This is a genomic window from Paenibacillus sp. FSL M7-0656 (genome assembly GCF_038003225.1).
Lineage (GTDB): Bacteria > Bacillota > Bacilli > Paenibacillales > Paenibacillaceae > Paenibacillus > Paenibacillus amylolyticus.
The window spans coordinates 4,708,764-4,725,209 of record NZ_JBBOOT010000001.1 but is presented as its reverse complement, the minus strand read 5'-3'; the positions used below and the strand labels follow the sequence as shown (position 1 = coordinate 4,725,209).

At 47.1% G+C, this 16,446-nt stretch carries 18 protein-coding genes; 10 read left to right on the top strand and 8 right to left on the bottom strand.

From position 1 onward, the window contains the following. Window positions 1-157 precede the first annotated feature (157 nt). The 4 genes from MHI01_RS20945 (at window position 158) to MHI01_RS20930 (ending at window position 2,767) form a co-directional block, all read left to right on the top strand. Entirely contained in the window at window positions 158-487 is a 330-nt protein-coding gene (locus MHI01_RS20945) for a PadR family transcriptional regulator (protein WP_036612821.1), read from the top strand. Next, a complete protein-coding gene (locus tag MHI01_RS20940; protein WP_253503882.1) occupies window positions 480-1,073 on the top strand; it encodes a DUF1700 domain-containing protein in 594 nt (197 codons plus the stop codon). The genes MHI01_RS20945 and MHI01_RS20940 overlap by 8 nt, the downstream gene beginning before the upstream one ends. Beyond that, on the top strand, window positions 1,070-1,969 hold the full coding sequence (locus tag MHI01_RS20935; protein WP_076319294.1) for a DUF4097 family beta strand repeat-containing protein: 900 nt from the start codon (window positions 1,070-1,072) through the stop codon (window positions 1,967-1,969). The genes MHI01_RS20940 and MHI01_RS20935 overlap by 4 nt, the downstream gene beginning before the upstream one ends. Window positions 1,970-2,047: 78 nt before the next feature. Then, window positions 2,048-2,767 (top strand): 3-ketoacyl-ACP reductase, encoded by a 720-nt coding sequence (locus MHI01_RS20930; protein ID WP_036612827.1) that lies wholly within the window; start codon window positions 2,048-2,050, stop codon window positions 2,765-2,767. 292 nt (window positions 2,768-3,059) lie between these two features. Here the strand turns inward: MHI01_RS20930 and MHI01_RS20925 are convergent, their stop codons facing one another. Next, window positions 3,060-3,599: a helix-turn-helix domain-containing protein gene (locus MHI01_RS20925; RefSeq protein ID WP_036667855.1), complete on the bottom strand. Its 540-nt coding sequence runs from the start codon at window positions 3,597-3,599 to the stop codon at window positions 3,060-3,062. Window positions 3,600-3,666: 67 nt separating this feature from the next. Next, the gene (locus MHI01_RS20920) at window positions 3,667-4,032 is read right to left on the bottom strand and encodes a glyoxalase superfamily protein (RefSeq protein ID WP_340984028.1); all 366 of its coding nucleotides are present in this window, start codon (window positions 4,030-4,032) and stop codon (window positions 3,667-3,669) included. A 228-nt stretch (window positions 4,033-4,260) separates the two neighbouring features. Here MHI01_RS20920 and MHI01_RS20915 point away from each other — a divergent pair, with 228 nt between their 5' ends. The 5 genes from MHI01_RS20915 (at window position 4,261) to MHI01_RS20895 (ending at window position 8,526) form a co-directional block, all read left to right on the top strand. Beyond that, window positions 4,261-4,935, top strand: a complete 675-nt coding sequence (locus tag MHI01_RS20915) for an alpha/beta hydrolase (RefSeq protein ID WP_340984027.1) — start codon at window positions 4,261-4,263, stop codon at window positions 4,933-4,935. Continuing rightward, window positions 4,935-5,705 carry a DODA-type extradiol aromatic ring-opening family dioxygenase gene (locus MHI01_RS20910; protein WP_340984026.1) on the top strand — a complete coding sequence of 257 codons (771 nt, stop codon included), beginning with the start codon at window positions 4,935-4,937 and terminating at the stop codon, window positions 5,703-5,705. Before MHI01_RS20915 ends, MHI01_RS20910 begins: the two co-directional genes overlap by 1 nt. A gap of 323 nt (window positions 5,706-6,028) precedes the next feature. Continuing rightward, complete coding sequence (locus MHI01_RS20905; RefSeq protein ID WP_340984025.1) at window positions 6,029-6,625, top strand: SMI1/KNR4 family protein; 597 nt, start codon at window positions 6,029-6,031, stop codon at window positions 6,623-6,625. Between the two features lie 144 nt (window positions 6,626-6,769). Beyond that, window positions 6,770-7,771, top strand: a complete 1,002-nt coding sequence (locus MHI01_RS20900) for a cation diffusion facilitator family transporter (RefSeq protein ID WP_127548877.1) — start codon at window positions 6,770-6,772, stop codon at window positions 7,769-7,771. 254 nt (window positions 7,772-8,025) lie between these two features. Then, window positions 8,026-8,526 (top strand): hypothetical protein, encoded by a 501-nt coding sequence (locus tag MHI01_RS20895; protein ID WP_036667859.1) that lies wholly within the window; start codon window positions 8,026-8,028, stop codon window positions 8,524-8,526. A 312-nt stretch (window positions 8,527-8,838) separates the two neighbouring features. Here MHI01_RS20895 and MHI01_RS20890 read toward each other — a convergent pair whose 3' ends face one another. The 4 genes from MHI01_RS20890 to MHI01_RS20875 are packed head-to-tail and all read right to left on the bottom strand — an operon-like array spanning window position 8,839 to window position 12,625. Beyond that, entirely contained in the window at window positions 8,839-9,912 is a 1,074-nt protein-coding gene (locus MHI01_RS20890) for an ABC transporter substrate-binding protein (RefSeq protein ID WP_127548873.1), read from the bottom strand. Beyond that, a complete protein-coding gene (locus tag MHI01_RS20885) occupies window positions 9,909-10,718 on the bottom strand; it encodes an ABC transporter permease (RefSeq protein WP_036612847.1) in 810 nt (269 codons plus the stop codon). The genes MHI01_RS20890 and MHI01_RS20885 overlap by 4 nt, the downstream gene beginning before the upstream one ends. Next, entirely contained in the window at window positions 10,693-11,526 is an 834-nt protein-coding gene (locus tag MHI01_RS20880; protein WP_017691799.1) for an ABC transporter permease, read from the bottom strand. Before MHI01_RS20880 ends, MHI01_RS20885 begins: the two co-directional genes overlap by 26 nt. Continuing rightward, window positions 11,516-12,625 carry an ABC transporter ATP-binding protein gene (locus MHI01_RS20875; RefSeq protein ID WP_036612848.1) on the bottom strand — a complete coding sequence of 370 codons (1,110 nt, stop codon included), beginning with the start codon at window positions 12,623-12,625 and terminating at the stop codon, window positions 11,516-11,518. The genes MHI01_RS20880 and MHI01_RS20875 overlap by 11 nt, the downstream gene beginning before the upstream one ends. Window positions 12,626-12,880: 255 nt before the next feature. Here MHI01_RS20875 and MHI01_RS20870 point away from each other — a divergent pair, with 255 nt between their 5' ends. Beyond that, window positions 12,881-14,236: an MFS transporter gene (locus MHI01_RS20870; RefSeq protein WP_340984024.1), complete on the top strand. Its 1,356-nt coding sequence runs from the start codon at window positions 12,881-12,883 to the stop codon at window positions 14,234-14,236. Window positions 14,237-14,544: 308 nt separating this feature from the next. On the opposite strand, the gene MHI01_RS20865 is transcribed toward MHI01_RS20870, so the two are convergent. Both MHI01_RS20865 and MHI01_RS20860 read right to left on the bottom strand, forming a co-directional pair. Further along, window positions 14,545-15,012: an NUDIX hydrolase gene (locus MHI01_RS20865; protein ID WP_340984023.1), complete on the bottom strand. Its 468-nt coding sequence runs from the start codon at window positions 15,010-15,012 to the stop codon at window positions 14,545-14,547. Window positions 15,013-15,167: 155 nt separating this feature from the next. After that, window positions 15,168-16,379 carry a nitric oxide synthase oxygenase gene (locus MHI01_RS20860; RefSeq protein ID WP_340984022.1) on the bottom strand — a complete coding sequence of 404 codons (1,212 nt, stop codon included), beginning with the start codon at window positions 16,377-16,379 and terminating at the stop codon, window positions 15,168-15,170. Window positions 16,380-16,446: the final 67 nt, after the last annotated feature.

Sequence of the window (16,446 nt, the reverse complement as noted above, 5' to 3'; positions counted from 1 at the left end):
ATCATCAGTATTAAACGAACTTATTATCGATCAATCGTGATACGGAACTATTTTAAAGTCACTACCTTGCATTAAACAGTACTGGATGCTATGATGAATTCACCACTACTGAACAATATACAATAGCGATAAATGAAGCTACTAAGGAGGAACCTGTGTGAATGTGAACATCCAGTTCAAAAAAGGAGTATTAGAGCTGTGCGTCCTGGTATTAATTAACCGCCAGGATCGGTATGGCTACGAACTGGCTCAGGCGGTCTCCAAACATATCGAAGTTGCTGAAGGTGCACTGTATCCCTTGCTTCGCCGGCTTGTGAATGACGGTTACTGCACCACCTATCTTCAAGAATCAACTGAAGGCCCGCCGCGCAAGTATTACCGACTATCCGATACAGGTCGCGACTACATGACGGCACTGACGACAGAATGGAATGAATTTGTGCGCAATGTCGCAAATCTGATTGAGGAAGGAATCCCCAATGAATAGACAACAATTTATGAAAGCCATGGAAATTCATCTACGGCCGATGGACCCATTCGAACGGGCTGAGTTGCTCGCCGACTATGATCAACATTTCGAGCTTGGACTACGAGAAGGCAAGCTGGAAGAAGAGATCGCTCGGGAACTCGGACAGCCGGAAGAAATCGCCAAGGAAGCACTCGGTGATCGTTATGACATGCATACGCCGGGTTCAGATGCGTTCTATGCACCTACGTATCGCGAGATGCGGTCACCCAGAAACAACACCAGAGCCACTCGCAAATTTTTCACAGCCATCGGCCTGTTATTCCTGAATCTGATTCTTGGCATTCCTCTTGGTCTCACGCTATGGTCAGTATGGCTTACGCTCGCCAGCCTGTCCTTACTGGTATTGGCTCCTGTGGCAGCAGTTGTGGACTTTGTATTCCTGGGCCAACTCGATAAACCGGAAATTTTCGTTGCGATTGGCGCTTTCGGTGTCGGCATTTTGTTTGCCATCGCATCGAAGTATGTTTTTAGAGCCTTCAAAAACACTACTCTTCAATACATTCAATGGAATAAAAATATGATGAAAGGAGATGTTTCCGCATGAGTACCAAAAAATGGCTTGCGCTTGCCGTGATATGTATCGGAATAGGTTTGCTCGGGACATCCATCTATGGCGTTCAGTTCGGGGATGAACGGGAGCATTATTCTAAACGATGGGATTTCAAAGCAGATGAATTGCAGAACATTATCATGAATGCTAATTTCAGTGCAGATATTGAATTTGTCATAAGCCCCGATTCGAATGGTTATATCGAAGTGGATGGTAAATGGGACCCTACCGTAGTCAAAAGCTTCGAACAAGCCACTTTATCCAAAGGCACATTCCAACTGTCTCAGACAGCACGTGAACGATTGCAATTTTTCACCTTGTACTGGAATGATCAAGACTCCACAATAACGGTTGCTCTGCCTGAAGGACACCAATTAAATGAGGTTAAGCTGGACTCCTCTTCAAGTGACTGGGATCTGACAGGTCTGAATGCCAATCAGCTTGAGCTGAACAATACCTCAGGTTCCATACGTCTGGAAAATATTAAGGCGCCCAATATTGAATTGGTTCTAACTTCTGGTGACATTAACGCTTCCATGATTGATGGAGACATGACCGTGAAACAGACATCCGGAAGCTTCACTGCTGATCAGATAGTCGGTCAAGTCAACAGTGAGATTAAATCAGGAGATATTGAGATCACTGAATTGAATGGTGCGGCCGATGTTAAATTCACCTCGGGTAGCATTCATATTGAACAGTCCCATGCTGCGCCAATCAATGCATCCGGAACATCTGGAGATATTTTCATTCAAGCTGCACCTGATTTTGACGGAATCTATGATGCTAAGGCTACTTCCGGAAGTGTCGATGTACCTGAATCGCCAATGGTGAGCCGCGAAGTGATCAAGGCCCGTACTTCTTCTGGTAGCATCGAGATTACCAAATAGTGATGAAGCCAATTTCCGAACTGTGGGTAATAATAGTATAATTGAATGCTAGTCCATTTCTAAGGAGGAATTACCCACATGGAACTTAAAAATAAAACAGCGATCATCACAGGTGCCGGAAAAGGTATCGGCCGTGCGATCGCTGAAGCTCTTGCCAAAGAAGGAGTGCACCTCGGCCTTATTGCACGTACCGCTTCCGATCTTCAGGCTCTGCAACAGTCTCTGAGTCAAGAATACGGTGTGAAAGTAACCAGTGCAGTAGCAGATATCTCGGATCGCACGCAGGCCGAAGCCGCTGTAGCAGCCATCGAGATGGAACTCGGTGCGGTGGATATCCTTATCAATAATGCGGGGATCGGAAAGTTCGGAACGTTCATGGAGATGGAGCCGGAAGAGTGGGAGCGCATCCTGCATGTTAACGTTATGGGTACATATTACGTTACACGCGCTGTCCTTCCGAGCATGATCAAGGAAAGTAGCGGCAGCATTATCAATATTGCTTCCACTGCAGGTGAGCGCGGATTCGCTACAGGTTCGGCATACTGCGCGTCCAAGTTTGCATTGCTTGGCATGACCGAATCTCTGATGCAGGAAGTGCGCAAGTCCAACATTCGTGTAACGGCACTGACTCCAAGCACCGTTAATACGGAGCTTGCGACCAATGCCGGACTGAAAATTGGCGACGAAGATCGCATGATGCAAGCGGAAGATGTAGCTGAACTTGCACTCGCAACGCTCAAGCTGTCCGACCGTGTCTTCGTTAAAACAGCAGGCATCTGGACAACTAATCCACAATAGACAGGTGCTTCTGACCTTTCTAAGGAATCTCTCGCACCTTATTGTACTCTTTTGCAGGAAATGAGAAACGTAACGAATCACTGCGAGGTTATCTCGCCAGAATTCTGTGGAATGTAGCCAAATTACACACACAGCAGTGAAATAAAGCGCCTGAGATTCGTTACATCTCGAGATCTGCTTAGAATCATCTAATAGGGTTCGCTCAGTTCGTTAGAAATATAAAAGGACGTTTCCCTTTGTACATGTATGCAGGTTCGCATGTTCATGACTTGGGAGCCGTCCTTTTTGTATTTTACAGATGATCCAGACCCAATTCTTTGGACACCGCAATGAGCACCACCGCAGGTTCCTCACCGATATTGGTCACTTCATGGGGCACGATCGCATTCCAAGTAAACGAATCACCCACTTCAAGAACTTCCACATCTTCGCATTGCTCCGCACGAATCTTGCCCTGCAACACCAGATGGCTCTCCTCCCCAGCATGTTTGCTGATCCCGGTCGAAGCACCTGGCGGTAACTCCACAATGGACATACGCATCGCACCTTTGGCTGTAAGCTGCTGCACTTTGATCTGTCCGCTTCCTGCTGTCGTCTCCTTACGCTCGTTCTTGCGTACCACGTTCATCCGTTGCTCTGGTGTCAGTAGCAAATAAGGAAGTGGCACTTCCAGATAATCCGCAATACTTTCAAGCGTAGCAATGGAAGGTGACGTTTTGTTGTTTTCCACGTTGCTGATAAAACCTTTGGACAACCCCGTTCCCTCACACATCTGCATGATCGTAATCTGTTTCTGCTTGCGGATCGTACGAATAGCCAAGCCAATATCCATATCGCGTCCCTCCCCTTCTATTCATCTATATAAGACACCAGACGTAAGCTTAGCTACTTCAGGTTATCTATTCGGCGCTTGCCTCAACAAATATAATCCGATTACCAAACGGATCTGTCACGGTCATTTCTCTTGATTGCCAAGGGGTCTCCTCTATACCGGGTCTCGCATTTTTGTACTCTTTCTGACGAAGTGCACCATGAAATGTATCCAAGTTATCTGTCTCCACGCGCAAGGCAGCTCCAGGTGTACAATCTCCATGATGTTCGGAGAGATGAATCACGATGGAATCGAGCGAAACCTGCATATATAAGGGCATTTCTTGCTCAAATCGATGTTCCCAATCCAATTGGAAACCCAGGTATTCAAGGTAAAACTCTCTAGCTTTATTTTCATCAAATATTCTCAAAATAGGCACGATACGCTTTAACATCCTGATCACGTCCTCGGGAATAAGATATGAACCATTCGTAGCGGCATTTAGTGTAGAACCATTCAAGATTTTTTATAAACAACATATATTCATCATACAAAAAAAGTATTGACCCTACAATGAAACCATGATAAATTTTGTTCATAAATAAGAATATTTATTTCATATTGGTGAACTTTATTGTCAGAACGATATATTTAACTCATTCCTCTTCAGGTGGTGGTTTCAATGAATTCTCCTTATATACATGAAGTCCGATTACCGTCTCATTATAATTCAGATCAACGTTATCCTGTCATTTTCGCCTTACATGGCATGGGATCAGATGAGCAAGATATGCTTCGTTTAATGGAGCCTATGCAGTCTGATTTTATTATCGTCGCCATCCGTGGACCTATCGTTCAGGGTAGTGGTTATGCTTATTTTCAGATCAAAAGCATTGGCAACCCTATCCGTGAATTGTATGATGCCTCCGTGTTGGGACTGCAACAGTTGATTGTTGATCTGTCCGCCAAATATGCTATTGATCCCACGCGGCGTTATATCGCCGGATTCAGCCAGGGCGCCATTATGGCAATGACCCTATCGCTGGTGATGGGAGATGCAATTAAAGGCATTGTAGCGATGAGCGGGTACATCCCGCAATTTGTGAAAGACGAGTACATGCTGCACCCCGATTCGGAGCTGTCTGTGTTCATCTCGCATGGAGATCAGGATCATCTATTCCCGCTGCAACTGGGCGAAGATAACGCCAATTTCTTCCGTCAACACACCAATCACGTCACATATGTACCTTACAACGGTGGACACCAGGTGACCCCCGAACTATATCAACAATTCCAACACTGGCTTCGGACGGATGCAAATCTGACTACCGAAGACCCGAAAGGACTGAATTCATAATGATGCCATCTCTTTTTATTGCTCACGGTGCCCCATCACTGGCACTGGAGGAGAATGTGTACACTGAATTTTTGCAAAAACTTGGACAGGAACTGCCGAAACCTAAAGCAATCGTATTGTTCTCTGCTCACTGGGAATCCACAACTCAGCTTGTATCCTCGGTAGCCAACTATGAGACCATTTATGATTTCGGAGGTTTCCAGCCCGAGCTGTATCAGATCAAGTACCCGGCTCAAGGACAGGCAGAAACCACTGCGGAAGTGGAGCGCCTATTCGCAGAAGCTGGGATCCCGGTACAAACCGATGATGTTCGTGGCCTGGATCACGGCGCCTGGGTCGTTCTACGCCTACTCTACCCGGATGCGGATATTCCTGTAATTGCCTTGTCCGTGAATCGCTATCTGACAGGTGAGCAGCAATATCAGGTCGGACAAGCGCTCGCTTCCTTGCGTGAGCAAGACATTCTTGTCATTGGTAGCGGAGGAACCGTCCACAATCTACGTCGATTGAACTGGGAAAGTAACGGCGTTGACCCGTGGGCATCAGAGTTCGACAACTGGCTGCATGACAAGCTGGTGAGCTGGGATACGGAGTCTCTCTTCTCCTATGATAAACTGGCACCTTCAGCTCAAGCCGCCGTGCCTACGCCGGAGCATTTTGTACCGCTGTTACTCGCCATGGGTGCGGGAGATCAGAACAAACGTGCATCGCTCCTGTTTAAAGCCTATCAGTATGGCAATCTGAGCTTGTCCTGTTGGAAGTTTGATTAAAGAGGACTATATAAAAGGTTAGTTTCACTTATATAGTAGATAAAAAATAAGCGTGGGTTACAGGGATTGCCCCTGTAACCCACGCTTATTTGTTGTTAGGAGTGACTTTCATGATGGTTGTACGTAATCGATTGGAATGGAGACAGGTGTGCTGATATGCAACAACCGCCTATAAATAATGAGACCATTGTATTACATAAGCAAGGTCTCCGGTTTCTTGTGTGCTTTTCCGGATTATAACTATAATATGAGGTGAAATTAGGCACAGTTTGCTCGCATATCACTCACCATATTATCTGAATAGCTCATACGGAGGGAATTCGATGCCAGAACAGCGTATATACGAATTGATGAATGAACTGGATATGTTGCTGGAGGAGAAGGTACAAGATGAGGAGAACCGGGAGCTCTTGGAGGCATATCGCGAGTTTGAAGGCGTGACTAATGAGCAGCTTGACGCATTCGAGCAGGAACACGGTATTCGATTACCTGCTGATTTTCGTGCATTTTATAAACGTAAAAATGGGAGTGGTTATGGCTTTCACGTCTTGTATCCAAGCCTTGAGGAAGGACGAGAGTCCGAGCCATTTTACCTGTTATCCCTGGAAAAAATTCAAAAGGAGCAATCCACGCTGGTGGAGAACCGCATGGATGATTATTTTACCGATGAAGAGATCCGTGAGCTTGATCCCCGAATCAAACCCTACCTTTTTCAGAAAAAATGGGTTACGTTTGGCATGCTTGGAGGTGGCTCACTGTATCTGATGTTCGACTTTGATCCGACAGAGCAAGGAACCGTTGGGCAGATTATTATGTACGTACATGACCCGGATTTTGTATATTATGTCGCTGGGACGTTTACGGAACTGTTGGAACAGTCCAATCGGAATTTACGTGCCTTGGAGGCCATTGAGTACTGAGATGCACATGATGATATGAACTTTTTTGCATAATGCTGGGATATGTCAAAGCGGTTATAATAACATTTAGTGGAAATGCACATGCTGTATAGATAAGACTGCCTTTTCTACACCTAATACATTGATCTGGGAGGAACATACGAAGTGGCTGAACAACCGAAGTCTGAGAGCTTTATGTCTCTCATCAAAAAAGGAAACACATCCTCCGCCGTAGCGATGGCAGGTAATGCTGTTCTTGCTGTATGCAAAGGGGGAGCCTTCCTATTCAGTGGCAGTGGTGCCATGTTCGCTTCGGCGATGCATTCATTGGCCGATGCCATTAACCAAGGGTTTGTCTTTGTCGGAAGTGTGTTGTCCGAGAAAAAACCTACACGCCGCTTCCCGACCGGATTCGGACGGGTCATCAACATTTTCTGCATGATCGCCGTTATTGTCGTGACAATTATGGCCTATGAGACGATCCATGAGGGCATCCATCTGTTGCAGCATCCTGTTGGTCATACCGGCGGTCTATGGATTAACATCGGAGTGCTTGTTCTGAACATTGTCATTGACGGGGCCATTCTGATCAAAGCCATGAAGGAAATTCTAAAAGAAGCACGCGCACCCAAAGTCGCCGGATTTGCCTTGGTCCCTGCTGCCATTAAAAATGTAGGCCGTGCTGCACCGCCAACCCGTCTCGTGTTCTACGAAGATGTTGTCGCAGTACTCGGTGCCCTGCTTGCGCTGATTTCCGTCGTGGTGATTGCCTTGACCAACTTTGCATTGCTCGATGGCATTGTGACAACGATTATTGGTTGCTTGATGATCGCTGTAGCCTTCCGTGTCGGTTACGATAATATGATCGGATTGATCGGTGTTGCGGCTCCACAGGATATTGAGGACAAAGTGTCCCAGACTATTCTCGCAGACACACACGTTGCTGACATTCAGATGATGCGTATCATTCAGGAAGGCCGTTATTATCATGTCGAAGGTCTGATTGAACTTACCAAAGGACTCAGCCTGGCTGATGCGGATGACATCAAGTTCCGTATTCAGGAGAAACTGATGACAAACCCCGACATCGCTGACGCTGCCATCTCCATTATTGAGGATGACGGTGTGAACAGCTGGGGCAAGAAACATTCGGATGTGGTGAAATAACAAGCTTCGTTTTGTATAAAAAAATGACAGAACCCACTCTTCAACAGAGTGGGTTTTTAGTATGTTCAACTACACCCTCATCTAGGGAGAGGTAGTTGCCCAAAATGCTTACCTAGACTTTGGTCTAGGTTCATTTTAACTCCAAAGACGGAGGATATACTTTTCCAGTTCATGGTATGCTGTGAGTAACGAAAGTAATTGCTCTACATACAACCGTTCGGAAAATTGATCTTGTATTAAGAAGGAGAGATATTATGGCTAAACGTACGATCCTTGCGCCTGTTCTCATTTTGCTGGGCGTGTACCTGATTCTGAACCAGGGAGGTTCACTCGGTCCAGGTACAATCTTCGCTACATTCTGGCCCACGTTGTTCGTGATTCCACTCGGGCTGTTCTTCCACTGGCTGTACTTCTCCATGATTGGCAGAGGGGTTGGACTGCTGGTTCCTGGTGGACTGCTGCTCACCGTCGGTATCGTCTGTCAGATCGCCATGCTGTTCAACAATTGGAGTACAATGTGGCCGGGCTTCATTCTGGCTGTTGCTGTTGGTTTGTTCGAATTGTATTGGTTCGGTGGTCGGAACAAATGGTTACTGATCCCCATCAACATTCTAACAGTTATATCGCTGCTGTTCTTCGCTGTGATGTCGATTGGCACGATGCTGAGCAGCTTGAGCTTTATCCAACCGTTCGTGGCGATTGTGCTGATTATGGGTGGGGCATGGATCATGGTGGGTCGCAAAAAGCGCATGTAACCCTTTATTCGTTTCCACTTGATCACTGCGGTGACAGAACAACTTCGGATCGCTGTTATCCCCGGATTTTTTTGAATCCCATCTAGAATGGGAAAATCCGTTGATAAAGGCGACCGCTTCGCTTCCTTCGTTTGTTCTGTCCCCTCCGTTAACGTGTGATCTTTAATGATCATCTTATATGGCACTTCAAGCGCTATTGCTCTGAAGTAAGTAACAAAAAAAGGTGCTGCTCGTCATTCAAATGAAATGACGAGCAGCACCCCTTTTTGTTTTTTTTTCAAATCTAACGAACTGTGCACACCCTATTGGCGGTTATTTACTGTGCATTTTAAACTCCAGGAACAGGTCGTTATAATGCGAGAGCATTTTTTTACCCAGATTATCGTAGACCTCCAGCTTACCTGTCAGTGTCTCGTCTGGATAGAAACGTTCATCCTCGGAGACGTCCTCTGGCAGCAGCTTAAGTGCCTCGGCGTTTGGTGTGGAATACCCGACATACTCCGCATTGCGAGCGGCATGATCCGGGTCCAGCATGAAGTTGATAAACTGGTGTGCCCCTTCAATATTACTCGCTGTTTTTGGAATAACCATGTTATCGAACCAGAGGTTCGAGCCTTCTTCAGGCACCATGTAATCCAGCTTGTCGTTCTCATCCATAATCTCGGACGCATCCCCGGACCATACAAGTCCAACTGCTGCTTCCTCATTCGCGAGTAACATTTTGATCTCGTCTCCGACAATTGCTCTGACGTTTGGTGTCAATGTAGACAGCTTCTTCAGCGCTTCTTGCAGATGGTCTTCGTTGGTATCATTCAGAGAATAGCCGAGACTGTTCAATCCCATCCCAATGACTTCGCGTGCACCGTCAAGGAGCAGGATTTGATTTTTCAAACGCGGGTCCCACAGGTCATTCCAGCTATCAAACGTCAACCCATCCACCAGCTCAGGATTGAACACAACCCCCACTGTTCCCCAGAAATAAGGGATCGAGTACTTGTTGCCTTCGTCAAAGGACAAGTCCAAGAACCGCGGATCGATGTTGCTCAGGTTAGTCAATTTGCTGTGATCAATTGGAACGAGCAGGTCTTCCTCTTTCATTTTGCTAATCGCATATTCGGAAGGAATCGCCACATCGAACGTAGTACCGCCCTGCTCAATCTTGGTCAGCATCGCTTCATTGGAGTCAAACGTCTGATAGATGACCTTAATGCCTGTCTCGTCCTCAAATTCCTTGAGCAGATCTGGGTCGATATAATCGCCCCAGTTATAGATGGTCAGTGTGTTGCCGCCAGAATACCCCTGACTCTTGTTCAGATACGAAGCCAGGATCATTAGGGCAAACGCGGCCACAAAAACAAGCGCAAATGTCCGTACCAGTTGTTTCATGGTCGCAGCCCCTTTCCTCCTGGAGGTATCCGTGTTGCACGGCGGTTAATGAAGTAATATCCAACAACTAGCAACACGGTCAGCAGGAACAATAGGGTGGACAGAGCATTGATGGACAACGAAACGCCCTGCCTTGCTCTGGAGTATATCTCTACCGAGAGTGTGGAGTATCCATTACCCGTGACAAAGAATGTTACTGCAAAATCATCGAGCGAGTACGTCAATGCCATGAAGAATCCGGCAAAAATACCCGGTTTCACGTATGGCAACACCACACGCGTCAGAATCTGCCATGAACCAGCACCCAGATCGCGTGCCGCGTCCATCAGAGTTGGACTCATCTCCTGCAGCTTCGGCAGTACCATGATCACGACAATTGGTACGCTGAATGCAATATGAGACAGCAGAACCGAAGTGAAGCCCAGTTTGATACCAATCATGGTGAACAGAATCAGGAACGATGCACCAATGATGACATCCGGACTAACGATGAGCACGTTATTGAGTGACAGTAGCGTGTTCTTGGTCCGTTTGCGACGCACATGGTAGATCGCCAGTGCTCCTGCTACACCAAGGATCGTCGAGATCGCTGATGACAGGAGCGCAATGATAAATGTATTCAGCACAATGATGAGCAGCCGAGTATCAGCGAACACCTCTTTGTACCATTCGAGCGTGAATCCTTCGAAGCTGCGCATATGGCCGCCACTATTGAAGGAATAGAAGATCAGATACGCAATCGGTGCGTACAATATGGCGAATACAACGGCTAGATAGACGTTAGACAGCTTTCCGTTTCTTCCCATTACGCACCTCCTTCTTGCCTGATCCAGTCAGGAACATAATAATCGCCATCGCAATAATCAAAAAGACGGCAATTGTTGAACCCATCCCCCAGTCCTGGGTGACGAGAAAATGCTGTTCGATCGCTGTTCCCAGCGTAATTACACGGTTCCCCGCAATGAGGCGGGTAATCATGAACAGAGACAGCGCAGGAATAAATACAGCCTGACAGCCTGATTTTACTCCACTAATCGTCAGTGGAAAGATAACCCGGCGGAATGTCAGCCACGATGAGGCTCCCAGATCACGCGCCGCATAGATCAACGATGGATTCATCTCTTCCAGCGCATTGAAGATCGGCAGAATCATGAATGGAATGAAGATGTACACCGAGACAAAAATAAAGCTGAAATCGGTGAACAAAATCTGCTGTGTACCAATACCCACCACTTCAAGCAGGGAGTTGGTCAGACCGTACGTTCCGAACAGGCCGATGAAGGCATACGCTTTTAGCAAAAGATTGATCCAGCTTGGCAGAATGATCAGCAGCAACCATAGCTGCTTGTGCTTCGTCCGGGTCAGCATATACGCCGTCGGGTAGGAGATTAGCAGCGAGAACGCCGTAATCAGAAATGCATACCAGAACGAACTGAGCGTCATCTGCAAGTACACCGGTGTGAAGAATCGGGCGTAGTTGCCAAACGTGAAGTTACCCTCCACATCGAAGAACGAATAATAGATGACCAGCAGAACCGGCGCCACAACAAACAACACCATCCATAATACATATGGAATCAGATACGCATTGCGTGTGCTGGCCTTAGTCTGCATGAGCGGCCTCTTGGTAGGCTTCGAGTCGTTTGTCGAACTCTTCTTCGGTCTCGTTAAAGCGCATGACGTGTACCGCTTCCGGATCAAAATACAGTCCAATCCGTGCGCCTACAACGGCTTTCTTGGTTGAATGAACAAGCCACTCATTGCCCGCATCATCGTACGTGGATATCTCGTAATGCACCCCGCGGAATAACTGGGAATCCACATTAACCTTGAGTTTGCCTTGGTCTTCGGTTGTAATCTCCAGATCCTCTGGGCGAATGACAATCTCTACCGGCTCGTCCCGCTGGAGACCCTGATCGACACACTCGTGCTGTGCGCCAGCGAATTCCACCACAAAGTCCTGCTTCATTTTGCCCGATACAATGTTCGATTCACCGATAAAGTCTGCTACAAAGCGGTTAATCGGCTCATCATAGATATCATTCGGTGTACCGCTCTGTTGAATCACGCCGCCATTCAGGACAAAGATCTCATCCGACATCGCCAAGGCCTCTTCCTGATCATGTGTAACAAAAATAAACGTAATACCCAGTCGCTGTTGCAGCTCCCGCAGCTCGTACTGCATTTCAGTCCGTAATTTCAGATCAAGTGCCGAGAGCGGCTCGTCCAGTAGAAGAATCTCAGGTTCGTTCACAATGGCGCGTGCAATCGCGACACGTTGTCGTTGTCCGCCGGACATTTCGCCAATCTCCCGGTTTTCATACCCGGATAGATTGACGAATTTGAGGGCTTCCAACACTTTGCTGCGAATTTCAGCCGTTTTCATCTTTTTGATCCGCAAACCAAAGGCTACGTTCTCAAATACATTCAAATGTGGAAATAACGCATAATCCTGAAATACGGTATTCACCTGCCGCTGGTGGGCAGGCACTCGGTTGATGAGCGCACCGTTAAAATAAATACTGCCCTGTGTCGGCTCCGCAAAACCAGCAATCAGGCGCAATATCGTTGTTTTCCCGCAGCCCGATGGGCCAAGAAGCGTATAAAATTTACCCCGCTCAATCTCAAAGCTGACCGCCTTCAATACGGCTTCATCCTGATCGTATTGCTGAGTCACCGCTTCGAAGCGGATAATCGGTTGTTGTTCTGACATGCTTCACATCGCCCCCTTATACTTGAGGTACCTCTTAAGTCTGTACACTTTCGTTCATGCATCCTTATAGATAACCCATCTATTATATATGATTCAGGTATATCCGCAATGGTTTTGATGTAAACGCCGCGTGTCATTTCTTCTTATTTTCAAAAATCCTGCATACATTACGGGTAATGTCGATAATACGTACCCATATGGAGTAAATGAAGGATTTTTAGGATTCCATTTTATGTGTGAGAGGAGTCTTGGCTCTTGGATATTCGTCGTAACCTGCCTTTGCTGATGACCATTTGTTTCTTAAGTCAGATGGGCGGATTCATGATCCTGCCCCTATTTCCTTTGTTTATTGAGGAATTCGGCCTGTCCGGCTGGATGATGGGGGTTATTTTTGCACTCTTTTATGTGGGGAAAGTAATTGGTGGCGTTCCAGCAGCGGCAATTTATAAGAAACTAGGTGGTAAAAAGGCTCTCATCCTGATGCTGATCCTGCTGGCTGTCTGTATGGGCGGCTTCGCGCTGTCTACTGCTGTGGTGTTATTCGGCCTGCTCCGACTTCTACAGGGGCTCGCTTCCACGGGCCTTACCGTGGTCGTACGTTCCATCATCGGGGATGGGGGCAATGTAGACAACCGCGGCCTGTACAATGGATATATCAGTAGCAGTGAGGGCGGCGGTATGGTACTCGGTCCCGTCATTAGTGGCTGGCTGGCTTTGCATTGGCCGTTATCGGTTCCTTTTTTGCTCGTTACCGTATGTTGTCTGATGGCCGTGGTCGCTGCGATGGGGATGAAGACAACGGCACAAGCTAGAGCTAATCATGAGTCTGGGGATACGCTAAGTGATCCTCTGATGGAAGAGCCTTCAGCTGGCGTAAAGCAAGAACCTCTGGACAACTTAACACATTCACTTATCTCCACGGATGAAGTTGTAGAACCCACCACAAATGACTCCCACCCTCATACTACTGTATCAACTGCGCCTCCTTTATCTTCATCACCTTCTGATGCAAAGTATACTCAAGATTTGTCTACAAGGCTCACACAGCGGCAACAACTACTTGGCTACGGTACGGTGCATTTTCTGGAGATGAGTGCCTATGCGGTGTTTCTCACCTACTTCGCACTGTATGCAGCTCACATCATGCATTGGGACCCCTTTGCAACCAGTCTCGCCTTCACAGTATCCGGGATTTCTACGCTTGCCGCTGCTCCCTTTGTTGGTTATCTCTCTGACCGGTTAGGCGATCGTCTGTTACTCTGTATGCTCGGCATGTTTCTCATTGGAATCGAAGTTGCTGTATTTTTAAGCACGTCCTCCCATCTATGGGTCTACGTTGGCATGTTGATTGGCGGGGTTGGCGGTGCATGTTACATGGATTCGTTCTTTGCTCATATTGGTGATCATATCCCGGACGAGAGTCGAAGTTCTGTCATAGGCAAAATTGTCTCTGCGGCCGAGATCGGCTCCATCGTGTCTCCACTGGTTGCAGCGCTACTTATGGAAGTTGGCTCGCTGTACTCCGTGTTTGTGTTCAATCTGGTGCTGATTGCTGCTGCCATTGTAGTTCAGGCTGTGATGCGCAGTCGGTACAAGACAAGGCGGGTGTAAATGCAAAAGGGAGATGTCCCACAAGTCATGAATATGACGGAGGCATCCCTTAATTGGCGTAATTATTTTCTAACGAACTACACAAGTGTTATTCGCTTAAATTTCCACAGGGCGGTATTTTAACGAATCACAGAAGTACTATTTCCTCGAAATGGTGCTCCCTCATCGGTTTCAGGCAGGTTAATGCCGATATATCGCCACTGAAGTTCGTTAAATTACAATTCCACAATTAATCCGCCCTGTAAGGCGCGCTCGGTTCGTAAGCTTTACAACTCGTGAGATAAACCGTTTCGGTGGCAACCTCTCGATTATATTTTTCCCAATAATGTTGCTATGTGTACTGCATTTTCTTGAATTTTTCTTTTTAAGTAAGGGTCGGTCGTGTCAGGTAATTCTGTTGGTTTATAAAACCTTGCTTCAAGAACTTCAACCCCATCTGGCTTCAGTTCTCCCTCATACTCCGTGCAAATATAACCAATGACCACATTGTAGTATTCATGCCCATTTCTTAATTTCGTGTACAACTCTTTTCCTGAGAAGACGCCATACAGCTGAAGTTTCTTGATCTCTATCCCAATCTCTTCTCTGACCTCTCTTATTGCTGACTCTTCCACCGATTCGCCGAGCTCCATGTTTCCACCTGGTACTCCCCACGTATCATCCAGATGTCGAACTAATAGAATCTCACCTGTCTTGTTCAAGATCAATATACTCGGTCTCACCAAAATAACAGGAGCATTGCCAACCATTCCTCGCAACGTTTCAATATAACCCATGGATTGTCCCCTCCCCTATGTGAAGTCAAAGTCATGGCTTCATTATAGGGGTGTTATATATTTCCATATAGAGAAAGAATATTTTCATTTTTTTCCTATTTTAAAGCCCTTCGTTTGATAAAAAAGGATCACAAAAAATAACCCGTCTGCACAATTTAATGTGCAAACGGGCATTTCATTGGTGCATCTCCGGCCTGCGGCTGGTGATTCTCTACCTGTGCATTCTGCTGCTCACTGCTTCGCAGTTCTGCGGCAGATGCCACGCCATCTTTCAGGGTATACGCCTGATCCTGACGGAAAAAGTTCGGCTTCACGATCTCATTACGATAGGAGCTGTGGAAAATATGTGTTGTCGCCGGGGATACTGGCGGAATCAGCCACACCCAATCTCCGGTCAGTTCACGCCCAGCCTTCTCTTCCCGCTGTTCAAATAAATCGAACTGCGTTGCCGCCGTGTGGTGATCCACAATGCTCACACCTGCTTTTTTGAACGAATGCAGCACAGCCACATTCAGCTCAACTAACGCACGATCCTTCCACAGCGTCGTTTCACTCGACGTATTCAATCCAAACGCTTCCGCCACCGCAGGCAGCTTGTTATACCGGAACGTATCCGCCAGATTACGGGCGCCGATCTCGGTACCCATATACCAACCATTGAATGGTGCTGCTGGATAAGATATACCGCCAATCTCCAGTCGCATATCAGCAATCATCGGCACACCGTACCAGCGCATGCCCAGCTCGGCAATTTCCACTTGCTCCGGATGTTCAATAAGAACTTCCACAATCTCTTCTTCTGGCACAACATACCACTCTGGGGCTTGTCCTTGTGCCTGAATAATGAGCGGTAACACATCATAGGGGCTACCTGCCCCTTGCCAGCCAAGTGACATCGCCACCTTGGTCAGCTCCACCGAAGCAGGATCTCCGATAATACCTTGCTCTGTCTCATATCCCGCATAACGAATAAGCTGATGATTCCAGAGGCGTACCGGAGTTCCATTCGGCCCATCCGCTGGAAGGATGGTAATCATCGGGATTACTTTGCCAGCGTTGGATGCCACATGGATATGATTCAGCACAGCTTCTGCTGCCATTCCTGCCGTATCAGCGTGACGGGCGTCCACGATCCGCAATTTATCCCAAAACAGACGCCCGATGCAACGGTTGCTGTTCCGCCATGCCATTTTACAACCCTGCTCCAATTCCTCTGTGGTATGCACATAAGTACCAGTTACTTCGATCTCTCCCATAACGGCAACAAGCCGGGCCTCTGCGTCTTCACGCGAATGGCCCAGCTCTTCATAACATGTATATATAAACCGTTCAGCTTCTTCCTGCAATTGTTCCAGGTCTGACCGCATCGTTCATTCCACCATTCTGTACATCTTGAATGCCATCATTATACGGCAAGCGCACCGGATTTGTAAG

Bases quoted from the DNA above. Each gene is read 5' to 3' on its own strand.
- MHI01_RS20940 (WP_253503882.1), top strand. From the start codon at position 480: ATGAATAGACAACAATTTATGAAAGCCATGGAAATTCATCTACGGCCG.
- MHI01_RS20935 (WP_076319294.1), top strand. From the start codon at position 1,070: ATGAGTACCAAAAAATGGCTTGCGCTTGCCGTGATATGTATCGGAATA.
- MHI01_RS20930 (WP_036612827.1), top strand. From the start codon at position 2,048: ATGGAACTTAAAAATAAAACAGCGATCATCACAGGTGCCGGAAAAGGT.
- MHI01_RS20925 (WP_036667855.1), bottom strand. From the start codon at position 3,599: ATGGATATTGGCTTGGCTATTCGTACGATCCGCAAGCAGAAACAGATT.
- MHI01_RS20920 (WP_340984028.1), bottom strand. From the start codon at position 4,032: ATGTTAAAGCGTATCGTGCCTATTTTGAGAATATTTGATGAAAATAAA.
- MHI01_RS20915 (WP_340984027.1), top strand. From the start codon at position 4,261: ATGAATTCTCCTTATATACATGAAGTCCGATTACCGTCTCATTATAAT.
- MHI01_RS20910 (WP_340984026.1), top strand. From the start codon at position 4,935: ATGATGCCATCTCTTTTTATTGCTCACGGTGCCCCATCACTGGCACTG.
- MHI01_RS20905 (WP_340984025.1), top strand. From the start codon at position 6,029: ATGCCAGAACAGCGTATATACGAATTGATGAATGAACTGGATATGTTG.
- MHI01_RS20895 (WP_036667859.1), top strand. From the start codon at position 8,026: ATGGCTAAACGTACGATCCTTGCGCCTGTTCTCATTTTGCTGGGCGTG.
- MHI01_RS20890 (WP_127548873.1), bottom strand. From the start codon at position 9,912: ATGAAACAACTGGTACGGACATTTGCGCTTGTTTTTGTGGCCGCGTTT.
- MHI01_RS20885 (WP_036612847.1), bottom strand. From the start codon at position 10,718: ATGGGAAGAAACGGAAAGCTGTCTAACGTCTATCTAGCCGTTGTATTC.
- MHI01_RS20880 (WP_017691799.1), bottom strand. From the start codon at position 11,526: ATGCAGACTAAGGCCAGCACACGCAATGCGTATCTGATTCCATATGTA.
- MHI01_RS20875 (WP_036612848.1), bottom strand. From the start codon at position 12,625: ATGTCAGAACAACAACCGATTATCCGCTTCGAAGCGGTGACTCAGCAA.
- MHI01_RS20865 (WP_340984023.1), bottom strand. From the start codon at position 15,012: ATGGGTTATATTGAAACGTTGCGAGGAATGGTTGGCAATGCTCCTGTT.
- MHI01_RS20860 (WP_340984022.1), bottom strand. From the start codon at position 16,379: ATGCGGTCAGACCTGGAACAATTGCAGGAAGAAGCTGAACGGTTTATA.